The following is a 16,398-nucleotide window of genomic DNA, read 5'->3' on the forward strand; positions in this document are numbered from 1 at the left end:
TTTTGTGCATTGTAGCTCACATACACAAGTTAAAATAATACTTCCACTTAACTTAATATTATATTTGGCGTGTTGGGGACGTAAAGGTTTCTTTATACTGATGTTGTGGGTGATGTTTATCAAAGTATGGTCATTGGAAATAAGTTTGAATTTGCGGTTGAATACTCCTTTGCGGACAACTATCCTAAAAACATGGGATATGGAAAAATATGGGTTAAGGATAAATTCATCGGAACAAACAGGGATTTGATTTTTCTAGGAGGCTATTTGCTCGGCACCTTGGCCGAATTTAGAAAAGCGAAGGATTTAAATGTAGAGCTAAAAAACTTAACTAAAGAGAAACTCTTTGATCTGTTTTGCAATGATGTAGAAGGCCAATATCAAAAATATCATGTAGGAGGTTCGACTTTCACTGATGACTTCAGTATCTGGACTTATAAACTTAATGACACTACATACTTTCTATGGAGAGTGTTACGAACCGACTTTTTTGAAGACTTGCATGGATATAGTCAAGATGTTTTTTTAGAAAGCATATTGACCTACAAATTGAACAGTGTAATGGATGAACTTGAGATGGAATTCAAAGATAAAGGAATAATTAACTAACGCTTCGAAACTAGATTACTGCTCATAAAGGCTTTCGCCCTCTACACTATTTTGATGTTTTAATATCAAAACGTCTATACTCGTTATACCAGAAATGATGTAAACGAATAGGGTTTCATCGATCATTATATTTTCGTGGCGATAGGAAAGTCCGCTACAAATGTTAAATTTAAATCAAGGCATGGTCATGAGCGGTAGTAGCGATTAGTGCTGCTACGAACTTATCAGATGACTACAAGCCATTGGAGTAGAAAAAAATATGATTGGAATAGCAATTCTTTTTATCGTTCTAGGAGTTTTGATCAAATACGGGAAAATGTATTGGTTGATTGCTGGCTATAACACTAAGCCGAAAGAAGAAAAAGAAAAATACAATATTGAAAGAATAGCAAATGTATTTCGAAACGTAATGTTCGGGATGGCTTTTATCATCATTTCTGGATATTTTGTCTATAAATTGACTGGCAATACTAATATTCTAAATTATTCCTTTTGGACTCCAATGATTGTTGGAATACCTTACTTACTCATTGAATCGAACTCTAAAAAGAATCAAGGAAAAATAGATTGAGTTCAAAGCAGAATTAGAGTTGTAAATAATAAAAAACATAGCCCAATTTTCTGGGCCTTCCTGCTCTAACAGCCAGCGGTATATCTTACGCACTGCGCATAGAGCACTTCATTATATTGAGCGGTGAGCTTGATTTTATAATACTTTAATTTTCTTAATTGGAAAATATTGATGACTTTTAATGCTTGAATTAGTAATAAATGCTCTTGATATTTTATAATTAATTGACTGTGAAATACTTAATAACTGCTTTTGCAGTAGCTTTAACTTTAAATGTTTTTGCACAATCTCATGTAGTCGGAATTGAAGCAGGATTCACTAATATGACTGTTAATGGACGAAGTGCGTGGAGTGGTTGTAATAGCCATAAAGCCATGGGCTTCGGCCTGATTTATGAATATCACTTCAAAGATCATTTTCAAATGGCATCTGGGGTGTCGTACTATGAGAAAGGTGTAGAGGATCAAATTTCAGTTATGAAAGCCAATGGCGATTTGATTATTAATGATGCAACAATTGTTAATAGTTATAATTACCTGTCCATTCCGGTGAAAGCTGGTTACAGGTTCGGAAATAAAATTATTGGATTTGCTAACATTGGTCTGATGCCATCAGTATTGCTTCACGCAGAAGTGATCGAACCACGCGCAGGAGAGCCTTTTTCAGAGAAGACATATAATATAACCAATAAGGTTTCAAAATTTGATTTATCCGGAATTGTTGAAATGGGAGTCGACTACCAAATATACCGTAAGTTATTTATTGCTGCCACAATTTCTTACCAACAAGGAATTACAAGCATTACTAATGAAGATTACTTTAACGAAAGCACAATAAGACACCACGGCACAGCTTTCCTATTTGGAATTAAGTATAACTTAAAAGACTGATCGATAAGATTATTTTTCGCTCATTATTGAAGCGTCTCAATGAGAGAAAAACAATGAAGTGCATTCTGTATCAACTACGGAGTAAAAATGGATCGTCCCATGAGAGAATTATTTAAAGTCTATTGGTGAATACAGATCTGTTAATAGAGGGTAATCCGAGAGTCTCTTATAGGAGAAGATTGATTCAGTTTACTTTACATGCATGATTTTCCATAAAGAGGATGGATTTGGTAATACGACAATTACTGAATCCTTTGACGAGTAGTATATATCATATCTGTGTCAAAATAATTCACCTTCCACCAGTCGAGAAGGCGAAGGGTAATTTCGCCTCTGCACTTCACGACAAACCAACTAGATTACTGCTCATAAAGGGCTTTCGCCCTCTATACTATTTTGATGTTTTAATATTAAAACGTCTATACTCGTCATACCGGAAATGATGTAAACGAATAGGGTTTGATTGGTTTGTGAAAGTCTCGTGGTTAAAAAGGCACAGCAAGAGAGATTTACAAATACATTGGCAATTAAAATGTAGAAAGCTAAGGGGACTGGTTAATTAGCGCAAAATATAATCTTACCCGTGTAATCAGACTTTTAACAACATGGAATTAGATTCAATGCTTTTAAAGAATTGCAAAATGGCTTTCACAAGACAAGCTTTTATCCCAGAGGCACGCCTCTGAGATAAAAGCAGAAATAATAGGGGCATATAAATTCTTTTATTCAAAATAAAAACTTCTTTGATATACTTCTAAAAGAAATTGTTTATTGAAAAGTGGTGTTCCAGTAAGGATTATTATAATGTATCGTTTTGCAAATTGCTTTTTAATATGACCATCCCTTAAGTGACGATATCCAATCATTAAAGTCCTCTACTACAGGTTGGCCATTAGCCAAGAAGCCAGTCAACACCCAATGTAGATTTGTTATGCTACTTCGAAATGCAATTTCACGTCCATAAAAGCAAGAATCCTCAAATATTCTAAGTTCCGAGTTTGCTCCCAACTGAAAGGAGGAAATTTGATCATTAGCCCCATCTAACCATTGGTCCTGAAAATAAGAAGTATTTACTTGGCGAAGGTCTACCAGCTCATTAGAAAAGTTAATGTCCCTATAGAAGAAGAAGGATGCCGTACCATTTGGACTATACCAATCTGTGCATTCCATAGTTCTTTCATGGGTATTTTTGTCTTCTCTTTGCGATGGAGAAATGTATTTAATATGGATCTCTTTACCATCTTCAGTTATCTGACTAATCTGTAACAGGCCTCCTTCCTCGTTGTTCAAAGTTTCTTTAAAATTTACCAAGCTATTTATATCCCCCTTTTCGCTTAGAATTTTATACTCATTATCCATTTCGTAAATGACAGTGAATGTTTGCTCATTCATCTCATAATGATGCGTGATTTCCGCTGTTTCGTTATTTAATTTCGATACCCCTTCATTTTCATTACATGCAGTAAAGAAAGGAATTGCAGCTAATACCGTAAAATATCTGATAATTTTTCTCATAACTATTGCTTTAAATTTTTAATTATAAATGATTATGTTTTATCCGGATAATCAAAAATTGATTAAATAATTTATATTTTATAGTTAGTTCTATAATTCGCGACAGTTAAGTGAGAATTCGTTTATGTAATTTTAGAACCTGAGAAATATGTGTGTTAGATAGAGGTGATTGATTTATGCATAGTGCTGGAGTGTTTCTAATCTTCGAAGAAACGATTCTTTTTTTCTTAAAGAAAGTGGTATGTGGGTACCGTCATTCAAGATTAAGGTGCCACCGTCTTTTTTCTCGTAACGATTAAAATAATTCAGATTGATTAAATGAGATTGGTGAGTGCGAAAAAATATTCTTTCGTCAAGAAGTCGCTCGTATTCCTTTAAGGTCTTGCAAATTAATAATTTACGTGAGTCATTTAAATAGAAAAGAGTATAGTTGTTATTGGATTCACATCTGATAATATCATTTATGTCTACTAGATATATTGATTCATTATCTTTCAAAAGAATTTTATATTTTTTTTCTTCTCTCTTTAAGTTTTCGATCAGATTTTTAATGCTTATAGAGGGCTGAATACATTTGGCTTTAGCCAATGCAGACTTTAATTCCAATGGATCAATAGGTTTTAACAAATAGTCGATGGCGCTATATTTAAATGCCTTTATGGCATAGTGATCATAACCTGTGACAAATATGATCTGAAAGTCCGGTGGTCCATAACTGGCCAATAAATCAAACCCGCTGCCATCTTTCATTTCAACATCTAGTAACAGTATGTCGGGTGAGCAACTTTTCAGTAGTGCTAATCCGGTCTTTACACTATTTGCTTCGCCTATAACTTTCAGTTCATTAGCATTTTTAAATAACAGGTTCTTAATATCTTCTCTTATAGTGTCATCGTCATCTATTAAAACTACATTCATGGCGCTCAATTTTATTGGAACTCAATCTGCACTAGCACACCCTCAGGCTGATTATTTTGCTTGCTCCAGTTTTGAATAGTTAATTGAATTTTTTGGTGTTGAAATAAGTTTAATAGCTCAATTCTTTCATTAATAATTCTAGTTGAAACGGACTTTCTATTTCTTTGTCCATCATCTTCCTCCATTCCGCCACCATTATCTTTAATTATTACCATAATTGATCTAGTGGTTTTTACCAACCTAAGGTGTATCCATGCATCTTCCAGATGATTATAATTGCCATGTTCTATTGCATTTTCTAAAAATGGCTGCACTAGCATAGGTGGAATAACTTCCATTTCTATGTCTATGCTTTCATCTACCTCTATGGAGTAGTCAAACCTGTTATTTAGTCGTCTTTTGTTGATCTCAAGATAGTCACCTAGCATTAACAGTTCTTCTTCTATAGTTATTTCATCTTTTCGAGAATGCTCTAGTATCTCTCTCATAAGCCTTGAGAAAGTGGTGAGGTAGACGTTGGCAGCTTCAGCGTCATTTCGTAATAGTGAAGATTGAATAGCCATCAAAGCATTGGAAATGAAGTGAGGATTGAGCTGAGAAAGGAGGGCTTTATGTTGTATTCTTTTAATTTCTAGGTTTTTCTGGCGAGCTATAATTCTTTCATTATTTTGATTAAGCCTTTTGAAGTATAATACCACAGCGAAAACACCACTAAACAAAAAGGCTACGTTTAAATACCCATAATGTGTGGGTTCATAAATACTCAAAATATAGTTAGGGGTGTAAAACAGAAAAATAGACAGAAATAAACTAAGGTAATGTAGGTATTGATTTTCAAAAAACAATAAACACAGTAAGGGTATCAGTATATAGAAATATTCGGAGTAAAAACCTTGATAGCTAATGTTTGAGTTAAGGAAGAATATGGACAGAAAAAAAACGGTGAGAATTACCCTGACCTCAAAGTGCCTTTTCTTTTTATTTAGAAGCAAGCAGAATGTGAGAGCTGTTATGCTCAAAAGTAGAGAAATATGTTTAATGGTATCTGATGGAAATTGGTATAGATTGAGAGCAAAGAAAAAGCACGAAATAAACATGCCTATAAAGATCATTAAATTAGATAGACGAATTTTCTTTTTTTCAATAGATGAAAGCCCTTTGCTCACACCAATATTTAGTATTTCCACCGATAGTATGCTGTAGTTTTTTGAAAAATGATTGATCAAAACAGATATTAATATAATGATAAATTTTATAAAATTTATTTTTTCAATAGATTTAAATAACATGATCTGTTAATATTTATGTCATTTAATATTTATTAACATGAGATATACTTCATGGTAGTATGGATGAAATTTTAATGAAAGATGTTTACTTGTCTTAGCGTCAGTTATTTAAATAGTCTTTACATTGTATGCCTGCAAAACTCAGCCTCAGGTGGATGCGGTTGCGGAGTTTACTGCTGAAAGAGTGCATTTAATATATTGAAAAGGGCAGTCAGTAAAAGGGAGATAATCCGGTCAGTGACCTCTATGTGATTAATTAAAAATCCTTTAGATTGACCTGCATAATAGAAATAAGTGAATATTTGTGTCCCTTATATAATTGTTATATCCTGTAACACCCTAGAGCAAAATATGGAAATTATTGAACGCTTTGTTGATTTAAATTTGGATTCACTTGCCTCTATTGCAACACCTGAATGGGATCCTTTTTACATCTCAAAAAAAAGTCTAACTGATAACAATTTCATAGATCCAGAAAAGGAAGAAATTGAAGGGCAGATTGCTTGGAAGGCAATTCCCAGCCTAATTGAAGATTCAGAGATTTCAAAACTTGAGCAAGAATTGAAGTTTAAACTTCCAGATAGTTTCAAGTACTACCTGAAGTACAAGAATTTTTTCGAATTGGACGTTCTCTCTAATGTGTTAATGTTCACGCCACTGATACCCGAAATTTGGGCAAAAAAAATCTTGGATTCGACTTTTAATGGTTATCCTAGAGAATTCATCTACAACAAAGGGCTAATTCCTTTTGCAAACTATTCAGATTGGGGACTGACTTGCTTCAACACTAATAATTCCTCTGAAGGTTCAGATTATCAAATTGTAGTTTGGGATCACGAGAATCCAGAAGAATTTGAAACCAAAGCAATAAATTTCGTTAGTCTATTGGAATCCATTGTTGATAACTACGAGAATAACAAGGATGGTGTATTAATAATAGAATAACAGGCTATAACAGTTGCTAGCATGAATGCGCCAACTGCCACTTTACAAGCTTCTGTGCAAACATCACCATGAAATCTGCCGCTGAGAATCGGCAGTGCTTTTCACCTTCTTTTACTCGTAGGATTTTTAGGCTAGCAGAACGCAGTGCCATTTGAAACCGTTGTGAGCTTCGGCAGATTTTACTACTTTAGTACTGTTCACCAGTTGCAGACATACGCCCGATAGCTGTTCATCAGTTGCAGTTGCTGTAGATGTACAAATTATGGAAATAAAAGAAATTGAATTCTCTAAACTGCGACACGGTTATCTGATAGTCAAGAAATTCTTAGAAAAAACATCTGGCGAAAATGTAAATAGACTAGATAAGCGAGTAGCAGAAGACCTAAATCTATTTGGTGATGATAATTTATTTCTTCTGGTAGAATTTGTAGAAAGATACGAACTGGAATTTGAAGGCTTTGAGTACGAAAAGCATTTTCATTCTGAAGGTGAATTATTTAATCCAACAACAGCCTTACTAAACCTATTGAAGTTACCAATTTGGTTGCCTCTGAAAACCATAGAATTACTAACTCTCAAGAAGATTAAACTGACTAAACCTAAATTTGAGAAACCTAGAAGGGAAGTTACTGACTTAACATTTAAGGATATGATCACTTGGTATTTAGAAGGAAACTACGTGACATCTGAACAGGTGAAATATCAAATAAAATCCACATAACAAATGCTGTTTTATCTCTCAGGAAAGTTTTGTGTGAATTATAAAGTGCGCTCTAAGTTTTAACTTTAAACCAAGGCGTGGTTATATGCGAAATGGGGGATTAACGCCTCCTAATCTTTACTCATCATAGCTTCGCGCTGTGTATCATTTGCAATGAAAAAACATCAAATCATATTTGAGAAAATTAAGAAGTTTCTCTCTGAACAATTCGGGCAGGATTTAAACGAATATGAGGATGGCTCTTACTTGACAATCGGTGAAACTGCAATATGGATTTCTTCTAATGACCATGAATTAACTGTTGGATATGGAGCGGTACATCAGCATTTTGATCCCGAATACGATGACATTCAAATAGCGATTGATAGATTTTTTAATCTACTAACCAAGAGACAGCGAACTACAAAGTATTACAAAGGGAAATTCCTATACAAAAACAAGATAGATTTGATGCTAAATGATTCTGATTTCGAAAATTTAGGAACTTCTATGACTTGGTTATTCCCTTATTGGAAAAAGACTACAGAAGAAGTGGAATATGAAGAAAATTTAATCGATTTTTCTAAAATCGAAAAGGAATTAAAAGAAATAAAAGACTACGCGGCACGCAGTGAATAATGCATGCAAGGCAAGTAAAATACACAAATCGTTAGCGGTAAGGTTTTGTGAGCATGATGTTTTGCAGCCTAAATGGAATATCTACTAAGACTCCTCCAGAAAAGACTTTTGGGTATTAGACAAATAGGCGCTCCTCAGGAAGTGGTAATTGTGACCTAGCAGAAATTATTATTCAAAATAAAGAAAAACCACCTTCTACATTGAATAGAAGGTGGTTTGAATTCAACTCAATTAATTTAACATATGAGCTGATTGTGTGCTATTTAACAAGAAGCCTGAGTGATTTGGTCTTCATTTTAGGGTTCGTGATTTTTATGAAGTAAATGCCTTTTCTCATGTCAGAAACATCAATTACCTCACTCAATGTATTTTCCTGAACATCAAATGACTTGATACACGTGCCCGACATGTCAGTAATATTAATTACACTGCCAATAAGATTCATGTTAGTCCTAATCTCTACCGAAGTTGACGCAGGGTTAGGGTACATTTCATACTTTAACGCACCTGAAGCCTCCAGATCAAACGAAGCTTGATTGCCACAAGTAGTAATGTTTTTAGCCAGATTACTGAAACTGTTAGCGCTTCTTGCGCTGGAAGAGCCATCATCACAACTAGGCGCATCTGCTGAGTTGCTAAAGTAAATGGTATGAGCCTGATTAGTTGATACGAGTACAAAATTAGCACCATCCATTATGGCGTAATAAGTGCCGTCTAGACCATCAAACCCAGAGCCAGTAATGGTTATTTGAGGTTCTTCCGTATTAAAACTCTGATTAGAAGCAGGCAGTAGGTCTACATACCAGCTCGGAGTGCCGTTGTTGGTGTTAAATGAGAACTGATATAATCCATTATTAACCAATGACCAGTTGATCATGAACATGGATATGTTGTCAAGGTTAGGTCCTCCTTCACCCAGCACATGCACATTTTGATAAGTCTCGATTAGAGGAGGTAAAGAATTATCCAGAGGTGCTCCAAAGGTACAATGGTTTGCATTACAATCTAGGTCTTCTTCAAGATTGATGGTGGCCGAAACTTCGCTGCTTAATTCGCCATCACTCACTGTTAGGGTAACGTTAGCAAAATCCAAGTCACTGTAAATATGAGAAACTATCGCTCCACTGCCTGTGGTACCATCTCCAAAGTCCCAAGTGTAGGTCAATTCATCCCCATTAGGATCATACGTTTCCGAAGCATCAAAGTCTACTTCAGCCCCACCGCAGCGGCCATTGTCACTTTCAAATGTAGGCACTGGAGGCAGGTTAATTCCGGTATCCATACCAAAATCCACATCACTGGTAGAATAAAAGGCCTCTGCGCTTAAAGACCGTTGCCAAATGGAATAAATGACATGTTTACCCGTTCTCACTGGCAGTACCACATCTATATTATCTATAGCAGAAGCACTCCTAGGATCTGTGCGCACCAGAAGCTCCAGACTGTTCCATGTTAGCGGCTGATCTGGAGTCCAGTCGGCCTTTGTGATATACACCTCGTAGTAAAGTGTTTCATGGGGTGCTGAGTTGGTCCAAGTGACAGTAAATGGTCCTGGAGTAACAGGTGTCGCAATCCAGTCATCACGAACCTGGTCGAGCCCGCCATACTTATCAGGCCTACCTGCACTGGCTAGCTGACCATCAGGAATGATTTGTCGGTGCATGTCATTTGCATCCATTCTGGCTACTTCATTCCAATCATAAAAGGCCTGAGTGCCATATTCTTCAATAGAAGCAATGCAAGCGGGTGAATCAGGACTTTGTGGATCTTCTTGATAGCAAATCCACACCCGACTAGCAGGGTAGGTGACCGTACCATGTGCCAATGCATATTGCAATGGTAAGGATAAGAGAATCAATAGAATAGCAGTAAATATGCTTGTGTAGGTTTTCATGTTTTTTGGGTTTAGGTGTATAATTATCTTTATATAAGATAGTTATATATGGTGTATTTTAAAAGTGAAAAAGCTAATTTCTCTAGAGTTTACCCCTTCCTGATTCGATGGCTCAGCCACTAAGGAATTTCATAAGTAGGAGTGACAATGGCATGTTCAGGACTGATTTAGTCCTTCATGCACAAGTTTTAAATTTCCTGGTGATGAAATAAAATGGCATTTATCAGATTAGATGGAAAACGAACATGCATAGCATGATAGGGGAGAAAGGCATGATTCTAATAGATCAACGGAGTGTAACAGACACGTAGTGAATATCTCTATGAAATTAATTAAAAATGCTTTAGATTATATAATTATAATAGAGGTATGGGAATGTTTGTGTTCCTTATACAATTGTTGTGCATAATATGAAAAACCAAGCTTTGAAAACAATATTACTAATCGGAATTATGCTTTTAACTTACTCTTGCGGAATAAATAAAAATGTAAAATCTGACTCAAATTCTGAATTACCAAACGAGCTTTTCCAACGTTGGAAATTAGATTACGGAATAGCGAACGGAGAAAAAATAAGCAGACTTCCAAAACCACCAAGTAATGACTACGAATTCAAACAGAATGGAGAGTATCTTTTATATAATTCAGACGAAACTTATATGACTGGAACGCGGGAATATAATAGCAGTGAAAAAACAATTTATACAAAAATTGATGACGGAGAATTAAATAGAAAAGTAGCGAATTTGAAAGCGGAAAGTATAACTCTTATTCCCGCAGGAAAAACAGTTTAAGGAACGCCTTTTGAAAACTTTCGATTTTATTATGTGCCGAAAGGTGAATAAAAAAATACTATGCACAATCATGTAGACGACCGTGAGCTGTAAACCCACGATGCGCCTCACACACCACGTAGTGTACGGACCTGGGACTTGGTTCTAAAAGCTTCATGTCCTATTCCTTCGCTGTAAGTTTTAATACGAATAGTAAATTAACTTATTGAAATTATTGGACTTATCAGATAATGGTAAGAAGCAAAACTTGCAGCAACTGCTATTTCCAGAAGGGATTTTATATTACAGAAAAAACGATACACTCCGAACCACACGAGTAAATTCATTTTTCACCGTAATGCCAACAATATCAGCATTTTGCAGTATAATAAAAAAAGGGATAAACAGTCTTAAAACTATTTATCCCTTCGTGGTGGGCGCTGAGGGATTCGAACCCCCGACCCCCTCGGTGTAAACGAGATGCTCTGAACCAGCTGAGCTAAGCGCCCCAATCGTTATGGGAGTGCAATTATACTGCTTTTTTATATTTATACAATATCGTTACATGAAAAAAGTGATAAAAATCTTTAAAATTAATTTAACTCACTGATTATAAGGATTTAGGGATTCTAGCAAGGTGTCGGTTAAAGATGTGTTTAGTGATATTTTATCCCCTGCTTTGTATTCTATGTTCTCTTCCCTGCGAATTGTAAATATTTTTCCTTGACAACTAATGGTTAACTGAGTATAGGAGACCTCTTTTTCTACTTTAATTATTTTACCTATTAAGGAGAAGTCTTCTTTTGGGGTGTTGCTTACAAATAATTGGTGTGGGCTTCCTGAGTTAATAACCTTGCCTTGTTTAATAGAAAATACTTGATCGCATAGTTTATACACTTCTTCTATATCATGACTTACCAAAATGGTGGTGAGAGAAAATCTATTATGCACCTTTACTATAAAGTCTTGCAGCCTTAGTCTAATGGCGCTGTCGAGTGCAGAAAGGGGTTCGTCTAATAATAATAATTGTGGCTTTCTTACTAATGCTCTGGCGAGAGCCACCCTTTGCTTTTCACCTCCTGATAATGAGGTGGGGTAGAGGTGGAGAAGCTTACCTATTTCTGTAATCTCTATGAGTTCGTCAAGTATGGCAGTATCATTATGTTGCTTGTCCATACCAAACTTTAAATTGCCCATCACAGTCATGTTAGGGAAGAGTGCGTACTCTTGAAAAACATAACCGATATTGCGTTTCTGTGGCTTTACATTAACTCCATTTTTAGTGCTTAGCCAAGTATTGGATTGGTAGATGATATTACCTTGATCTGCTGTTTCTAAACCGCTGATTATGCGAAGTATTGATGTCTTTCCTGCACCAGAAGGACCATATAATCCTATAATTTGACCTGTATTAATCTCTAAGTTTACGTCAAGGTTAAATGGGTGTGCATTGTCTTTGAATGCCTTCTGTAGTTTTATTGCTATCATGACCTTAAGCGTTTGAAATAACCAGAGTTAATACTATGTACAGTAAGCAAAATAATGAAGGTAATTGCAAATAAAATCATGGAATAGAGGTTAGCTTGCTTATAATGCATGGCTTCTACATGGTCGTAAATAGCAATGGAGGCTACTTTTGTTTCATTAGGAATATTGCCTCCAATCATTAAAACTACACCAAATTCACCCACGGTATGAGCAAAACAAAGGATAAGCCCTGTATAGATAGCTTTCTTAATGTTGGGCAATAAAACATAAATAAGGGTTTGCCATTTTGACTTACCTAGTAAATAAGACGCTTCTGTTAAGTGTGTGGGCAGCGATCTTAAGCCCGATAAAATAGGGTGCACCATAAAGGGCAGACTATATACTAAAGAGGCCACCACTAAACCTGTGAATGAAAACACCAATTTTATATCGAAATGCTGTAGCAGCCATTTGCCCGTAGCGTGCTGTGGGCTAAAAGCTATTAGTAAGTAAAAGCCCAAGACCGTGGGAGGTAGGACTATGGGCATGCTTACCAGTGTTTCGGTGATGGTTTTTATAAATGACTTACCCGTAGACAGCCAATATGATAATGGAATTGATATTAAAAATAAAACCAATGTTGTTATCAGAGCCAATTTGAAGGTAAGCCATAAGGGACCTAAATCAATCATGTTTAGCTTAACGCTCGTATATTTATTTGGTTTTACAAATATTAATTAATTCCGTAACCGTACTCTTCAAGTAGTTTTTTGGCTTCATGGCTGAGCATGTAATTGTAAAAACTTTCGGCAGCGGGTTTAACGCTTTCTCGTTTAATAATAGCCATACCTTGCGCTATCTTAGAGTATGCTTCAGGTGCTATTTCTATCCATTTTCCCTGATCTTTTATTTCAGGAGCTAAAACTACCGATTTGGCAGTAAAACCATATTCTGCAGAGCCACTCATAATGTATAAGTTGGTTTGTGCGATACTTTCTCCAAATACTAGCTTGCTTTCAACCTTGCTTCTTAACTTGTAATAATCTAAGCATTGCATGCTCGCTACCCCATATGGAGCACTCTCTGGGTTAGCAATGGCTATGTGGTTTACGTTGTCTGTGTTTAGGTTTTCTATGGTAGGAGTAGTGTCCGCCTCGGCAGACCAAAGTACTAATTTGCCATAAGCATAGACAACCGGTGATGCCGTAGTTAAGCGTTCATCGTACAATGAAATGGGGTATTTCATATTGGCAGCTACAAAAATATCATAAGGAGCTCCAGCCTTTATTTGTGCCGTGAGCTTACCTGATGAATTAATTATCAGATCGCAGTGAATGCCCGTTTTCTCTTCGAATTTTTTCGTTATAGCCAACATAGCATATTGCATATTGGCTGCAGTAGCAATAGTTATTTTTTCTTGACCAGAATTTTTACGTTCACATGCCGATATTAAAAAAACTAACAATAGGCATATCACTGATAATTTAGATTTAAGCATATTCTATTATTTTGTCAAGTTGATGTCGTGTTTAATTTGCACCCATATAATATTGGTGTTTTTATAATGAGCAGCTTCACTTTGCGAGGCAAATTCGTAATTATAAATAACAGATAAGTCTATTGAAGGGGTAACGGGAATGCTTGGACCAATTAAAATTCTGTTTTTATCAAATACGTTATTAACAATGTCTTTCCCTGCGTTAAACATAATCTCATCACTAACCGAAAGGGTTAATTTCTGATCAGGATTTTTAGATGATATGGTAAAAAGAGGAATGTGTACGCCTATGTTGTACCTAAACCTAAAACTATAGCTGTCAAATTCTGATGTGGTGGATTTATTGAACCAGCGCTCTTCTATTCTCCATCTATGAGATAGTGAAAAATGATTTAACGGTGTTTTTAAAGTTGCCTCTTGATAAAGCCTGAACTCCCATTGTGTTTCTTCTCCATCTTTTAAGCTTTCAAAATATCCGACTCCCATGCTGGCCCATGCATTACTTCCTATATTGTGAGCCAAGCTTGTCCTAGCCAGAAAGGTAGAGCCTTCGTCAAAATTGTCGCGCCATCGATAGCCCACATCCGACTTAATTTTAACCTTGTCAGAAAGCGTTAAGCTATTATAATATTGTAGCCATTGCTGGTTTTCTTTTGTTATTACTTTTTCTTGTGCCAGAGCAGGTTTTAGTAAAAACGATAAGAGAAAAGCCATGCTTATGGTGAGTAATCTATGTAATTGAACTGTTTTCATCGTGCCTATTTAATATGGCGAAGCTATCAAATGTAGGTGAATGTAGACCGGATGTTTCAATAGTTTTATTTTATCTAGCTCATAAAACTTTGTTTCGTTCAATATCTGGTAGCTTTACACTCCTCAAATTGTTAGTTATGAAACCTAGAGTAGAAATCACCTATTGCACCCAATGCAGATGGTTATTAAGAGCCGCTTGGATGTGCCAAGAGTTGTTAAGCACCTTTGAACAAGATTTAGGAGAGGTTGCTCTTGTGCCTGGCACAGGAGGTACTTTTAATGTAAAGCTAGATGGTGAGTTAATATATTCACGAAAAAAACAAGGCCGTTTTCCTGAATCAAAAGAACTAAAACAGTTGATAAGAGATAGAATAGCTCCCGATAGAAATCTAGGGCATAGTGATAGGTAAGCATGAAGGTGTAAGTTTATTGTGTTGATAATCAGATTTTTAATATTGTTGGGTGATAATGTTGCCGGTGATGAAGTAGTCTTTTACAGAGTAAAATCTTAATTTAAACTGTTGATATAGATTGCCTAACATGAAAACAACTGTAATAAATGTACTATCTGTTATACTAATCCCTATGGCTTATGCTATTATTCTACGACTTATTTTTGGGGTAGAGTCGTGGAGTAAATTATTCGGTGTAATGACCATTAGCTTTTTAGTGACAGTGCCGCTAGTTACTGGTTTTCAGACTGTTTATCTATCAAAATATGAAAAGACTAAAAGTCTTCCGTACTGCATATTTGCACCTTGGGTCCCCATATTGGCCTTTTTTATAATTACGCTATTATTATCAATAGAAGGGTGGGCTTGTTGGGTAATGATATTGCCTGTATTTCTTATTGTTTCTTCACTTGGAGGGCTTACTGCAAGAAGAAAGAAGGCTCAGAAAAACGACAACAAATTGAAAATGTCAGCAGTCCTTTTACTGCCTTTTCTACTGTCTCCATTAGAAATGATGGTGAAAGACATTCCGGGCACCTATAACGCATATACTTTTATTGATATTGAAGCGCCTGCAGAGGTAATTTGGAATAATGTAACTAGAGTAAAAGAAATTAGTTTAGCAGATGATAAAGGGTATTTAACTCAATTTTTAGGCTTTCCTAGGCCACTTAGGGCAGAACTTAATTTTGAAGGAGTGGGGGCTTATCGTGAGGCTATATTCACCAAAGGTTTAGTGTTCCATGAGACAGTTACTGAATATGAAGACAATAAAAAGATGGTTTTTAATATTAAAGCTAATCCTCATGAAATTCCGGCTACCACATTAGACGAGCATGTGGTAATAGGGGGTGACTTTTTTGATGTACTTAATGGCACTTATGAACTTGAACCTTTGAGCAATGGAGTGCATCGCCTTCATTTATATAGTCATTTTGAAGTTAACACTACTTTTAATTTTTATGCTGGCTGGTGGGCTAAAATGATTATGAAAGACATACAAAACAATATTTTGCAAGTACAAAAGAAACGCGCTGAAGCTAAGTAGCAGTCATGGTTTGTGAACCATGATTGATTGAGTGTAGCATATAACAACTTATTTTAACAACAAAATCATTTGATTTTCAATGAAGTTATTTCATCAAACAATTTTAGATGAGTAAGATAGAAGAAAGTACATATCAGGCTATTCTGGAGTTAACATTATTAATTCCTAGTGGCAGGGTAACTACTTATGGTACAATAGCGAAGGCTGTTGGCATGCCAACAGGAGCAAGAGTGGTAGCCAGAGCCATGGGGATGAAGTTAAAAGATCAACCTGATGTTAAAATTCCTGTACATCGAGTGGTTAGTAGCCAAGGCGTGTTAAAAGGAGAGCATAGTTCGAGACAAGAACGGTTGGAAGAAGAGGGACACGTGATCAAAAACGATAAAATTGTTGACTTTAAAAGTAAGTTTTGGGACCCTCTTCTGGAAATATAACCA

The 16,398-nt window shown here is 35.8% G+C and carries 18 protein-coding genes and 1 tRNA gene; 10 read left to right on the forward strand and 9 right to left on the reverse strand.

The window, feature by feature from the left end:
* Positions 1-126: 126 nt before the first annotated feature.
* From ACXACQ_RS16115 to ACXACQ_RS16125, 3 genes are all read left to right on the forward strand, one after another.
* On the forward strand, positions 127-609 hold the full coding sequence (locus tag ACXACQ_RS16115; protein ID WP_474976994.1) for a hypothetical protein: 483 nt from the start codon (positions 127-129) through the stop codon (positions 607-609).
* Between the two features lie 259 nt (positions 610-868).
* Positions 869-1,180 (forward strand): DUF3784 domain-containing protein, encoded by a 312-nt coding sequence (locus ACXACQ_RS16120; protein ID WP_474976995.1) that lies wholly within the window; start codon positions 869-871, stop codon positions 1,178-1,180.
* Positions 1,181-1,410: 230 nt separating this feature from the next.
* Positions 1,411-2,070 carry a porin family protein gene (locus ACXACQ_RS16125; RefSeq protein WP_474976996.1) on the forward strand — a complete coding sequence of 220 codons (660 nt, stop codon included), beginning with the start codon at positions 1,411-1,413 and terminating at the stop codon, positions 2,068-2,070.
* 828 nt (positions 2,071-2,898) lie between these two features.
* Here the strand turns inward: ACXACQ_RS16125 and ACXACQ_RS16130 are convergent.
* From ACXACQ_RS16130 to ACXACQ_RS16140, 3 genes are all read right to left on the reverse strand, one after another.
* A complete protein-coding gene (locus tag ACXACQ_RS16130; protein WP_474976997.1) occupies positions 2,899-3,585 on the reverse strand; it encodes a hypothetical protein in 687 nt (228 codons plus the stop codon).
* 174 nt (positions 3,586-3,759) lie between these two features.
* Positions 3,760-4,503, reverse strand: coding sequence for a LytR/AlgR family response regulator transcription factor (locus ACXACQ_RS16135; protein ID WP_474976998.1), 744 nt, complete (start codon positions 4,501-4,503; stop codon positions 3,760-3,762).
* A gap of 11 nt (positions 4,504-4,514) precedes the next feature.
* Positions 4,515-5,270, reverse strand: a complete 756-nt coding sequence (locus ACXACQ_RS16140) for a sensor histidine kinase (protein WP_474976999.1) — start codon at positions 5,268-5,270, stop codon at positions 4,515-4,517.
* Between the two features lie 873 nt (positions 5,271-6,143).
* Between ACXACQ_RS16140 and ACXACQ_RS16145 the strand changes: the two genes are divergently transcribed.
* The 3 genes from ACXACQ_RS16145 to ACXACQ_RS16155 all read left to right on the forward strand — a co-directional run bounded on the left by ACXACQ_RS16145 (position 6,144) and on the right by ACXACQ_RS16155 (position 8,076).
* On the forward strand, positions 6,144-6,737 hold the full coding sequence (locus ACXACQ_RS16145) for an SMI1/KNR4 family protein (protein ID WP_474977000.1): 594 nt from the start codon (positions 6,144-6,146) through the stop codon (positions 6,735-6,737).
* 262 nt (positions 6,738-6,999) lie between these two features.
* Positions 7,000-7,458 (forward strand): hypothetical protein, encoded by a 459-nt coding sequence (locus ACXACQ_RS16150; protein WP_474977001.1) that lies wholly within the window; start codon positions 7,000-7,002, stop codon positions 7,456-7,458.
* A gap of 153 nt (positions 7,459-7,611) precedes the next feature.
* Complete coding sequence (locus ACXACQ_RS16155; protein WP_474977002.1) at positions 7,612-8,076, forward strand: hypothetical protein; 465 nt, start codon at positions 7,612-7,614, stop codon at positions 8,074-8,076.
* A 259-nt stretch (positions 8,077-8,335) separates the two neighbouring features.
* Here ACXACQ_RS16155 and ACXACQ_RS16160 read toward each other — a convergent pair whose 3' ends face one another.
* Complete coding sequence (locus ACXACQ_RS16160; protein ID WP_474977003.1) at positions 8,336-9,970, reverse strand: lytic polysaccharide monooxygenase; 1,635 nt, start codon at positions 9,968-9,970, stop codon at positions 8,336-8,338.
* Between the two features lie 410 nt (positions 9,971-10,380).
* Between ACXACQ_RS16160 and ACXACQ_RS16165 the strand changes: the two genes are divergently transcribed.
* Entirely contained in the window at positions 10,381-10,764 is a 384-nt protein-coding gene (locus ACXACQ_RS16165) for a hypothetical protein (protein ID WP_474977004.1), read from the forward strand.
* Positions 10,765-11,174: 410 nt separating this feature from the next.
* On the opposite strand, the gene ACXACQ_RS16170 is transcribed toward ACXACQ_RS16165, so the two are convergent.
* From ACXACQ_RS16170 to ACXACQ_RS16190, 5 genes are all read right to left on the reverse strand, one after another.
* Positions 11,175-11,252 (reverse strand) — tRNA-Val (locus ACXACQ_RS16170).
* A gap of 94 nt (positions 11,253-11,346) precedes the next feature.
* Positions 11,347-12,231, reverse strand: a complete 885-nt coding sequence (locus tag ACXACQ_RS16175) for an ATP-binding cassette domain-containing protein (protein WP_474977005.1) — start codon at positions 12,229-12,231, stop codon at positions 11,347-11,349.
* On the reverse strand, positions 12,228-12,902 hold the full coding sequence (gene modB / locus ACXACQ_RS16180; protein ID WP_474977006.1) for a molybdate ABC transporter permease subunit: 675 nt from the start codon (positions 12,900-12,902) through the stop codon (positions 12,228-12,230). Before modB ends, ACXACQ_RS16175 begins: the two co-directional genes overlap by 4 nt.
* A gap of 41 nt (positions 12,903-12,943) precedes the next feature.
* On the reverse strand, positions 12,944-13,708 hold the full coding sequence (modA, locus tag ACXACQ_RS16185) for a molybdate ABC transporter substrate-binding protein (RefSeq protein WP_474977007.1): 765 nt from the start codon (positions 13,706-13,708) through the stop codon (positions 12,944-12,946).
* Between the two features lie 6 nt (positions 13,709-13,714).
* Positions 13,715-14,461 carry a DUF2490 domain-containing protein gene (locus ACXACQ_RS16190; protein WP_474977008.1) on the reverse strand — a complete coding sequence of 249 codons (747 nt, stop codon included), beginning with the start codon at positions 14,459-14,461 and terminating at the stop codon, positions 13,715-13,717.
* 137 nt (positions 14,462-14,598) lie between these two features.
* On the opposite strand from ACXACQ_RS16190, the gene ACXACQ_RS16195 reads away from it, so the two are divergent.
* The 3 genes from ACXACQ_RS16195 (at position 14,599) to ACXACQ_RS16205 (ending at position 16,395) form a co-directional block, all read left to right on the forward strand.
* Positions 14,599-14,871: an Rdx family protein gene (locus ACXACQ_RS16195; RefSeq protein ID WP_474977009.1), complete on the forward strand. Its 273-nt coding sequence runs from the start codon at positions 14,599-14,601 to the stop codon at positions 14,869-14,871.
* A gap of 130 nt (positions 14,872-15,001) precedes the next feature.
* The gene (locus ACXACQ_RS16200) at positions 15,002-15,961 is read left to right on the forward strand and encodes a hypothetical protein (protein ID WP_474977010.1); all 960 of its coding nucleotides are present in this window, start codon (positions 15,002-15,004) and stop codon (positions 15,959-15,961) included.
* 107 nt (positions 15,962-16,068) lie between these two features.
* Positions 16,069-16,395: an MGMT family protein gene (locus ACXACQ_RS16205; RefSeq protein WP_474977011.1), complete on the forward strand. Its 327-nt coding sequence runs from the start codon at positions 16,069-16,071 to the stop codon at positions 16,393-16,395.
* Positions 16,396-16,398: the final 3 nt, after the last annotated feature.

Source organism: Fulvivirga sp. AWR4_260 (genome assembly GCF_056158185.1).

Coding starts and splice junctions, on each gene's coding strand:
- ACXACQ_RS16155 (WP_474977002.1), top strand. CDS start 7,612: ATGAAAAAACATCAAATCATATTTGAGAAAATTAAGAAGTTTCTCTCT.
- ACXACQ_RS16190 (WP_474977008.1), bottom strand. CDS start 14,461: ATGAAAACAGTTCAATTACATAGATTACTCACCATAAGCATGGCTTTT.
- modA (WP_474977007.1), bottom strand. CDS start 13,708: ATGCTTAAATCTAAATTATCAGTGATATGCCTATTGTTAGTTTTTTTA.
- ACXACQ_RS16145 (WP_474977000.1), top strand. CDS start 6,144: ATGGAAATTATTGAACGCTTTGTTGATTTAAATTTGGATTCACTTGCC.
- ACXACQ_RS16130 (WP_474976997.1), bottom strand. CDS start 3,585: ATGAGAAAAATTATCAGATATTTTACGGTATTAGCTGCAATTCCTTTC.
- ACXACQ_RS16175 (WP_474977005.1), bottom strand. CDS start 12,231: ATGATAGCAATAAAACTACAGAAGGCATTCAAAGACAATGCACACCCA.
- ACXACQ_RS16120 (WP_474976995.1), top strand. CDS start 869: ATGATTGGAATAGCAATTCTTTTTATCGTTCTAGGAGTTTTGATCAAA.
- ACXACQ_RS16160 (WP_474977003.1), bottom strand. CDS start 9,970: ATGAAAACCTACACAAGCATATTTACTGCTATTCTATTGATTCTCTTA.
- modB (WP_474977006.1), bottom strand. CDS start 12,902: ATGATTGATTTAGGTCCCTTATGGCTTACCTTCAAATTGGCTCTGATA.
- ACXACQ_RS16165 (WP_474977004.1), top strand. CDS start 10,381: ATGAAAAACCAAGCTTTGAAAACAATATTACTAATCGGAATTATGCTT.
- ACXACQ_RS16200 (WP_474977010.1), top strand. CDS start 15,002: ATGAAAACAACTGTAATAAATGTACTATCTGTTATACTAATCCCTATG.
- ACXACQ_RS16150 (WP_474977001.1), top strand. CDS start 7,000: ATGGAAATAAAAGAAATTGAATTCTCTAAACTGCGACACGGTTATCTG.
- ACXACQ_RS16115 (WP_474976994.1), top strand. CDS start 127: ATGGTCATTGGAAATAAGTTTGAATTTGCGGTTGAATACTCCTTTGCG.
- ACXACQ_RS16135 (WP_474976998.1), bottom strand. CDS start 4,503: ATGAATGTAGTTTTAATAGATGACGATGACACTATAAGAGAAGATATT.
- ACXACQ_RS16195 (WP_474977009.1), top strand. CDS start 14,599: ATGAAACCTAGAGTAGAAATCACCTATTGCACCCAATGCAGATGGTTA.
- ACXACQ_RS16205 (WP_474977011.1), top strand. CDS start 16,069: ATGAGTAAGATAGAAGAAAGTACATATCAGGCTATTCTGGAGTTAACA.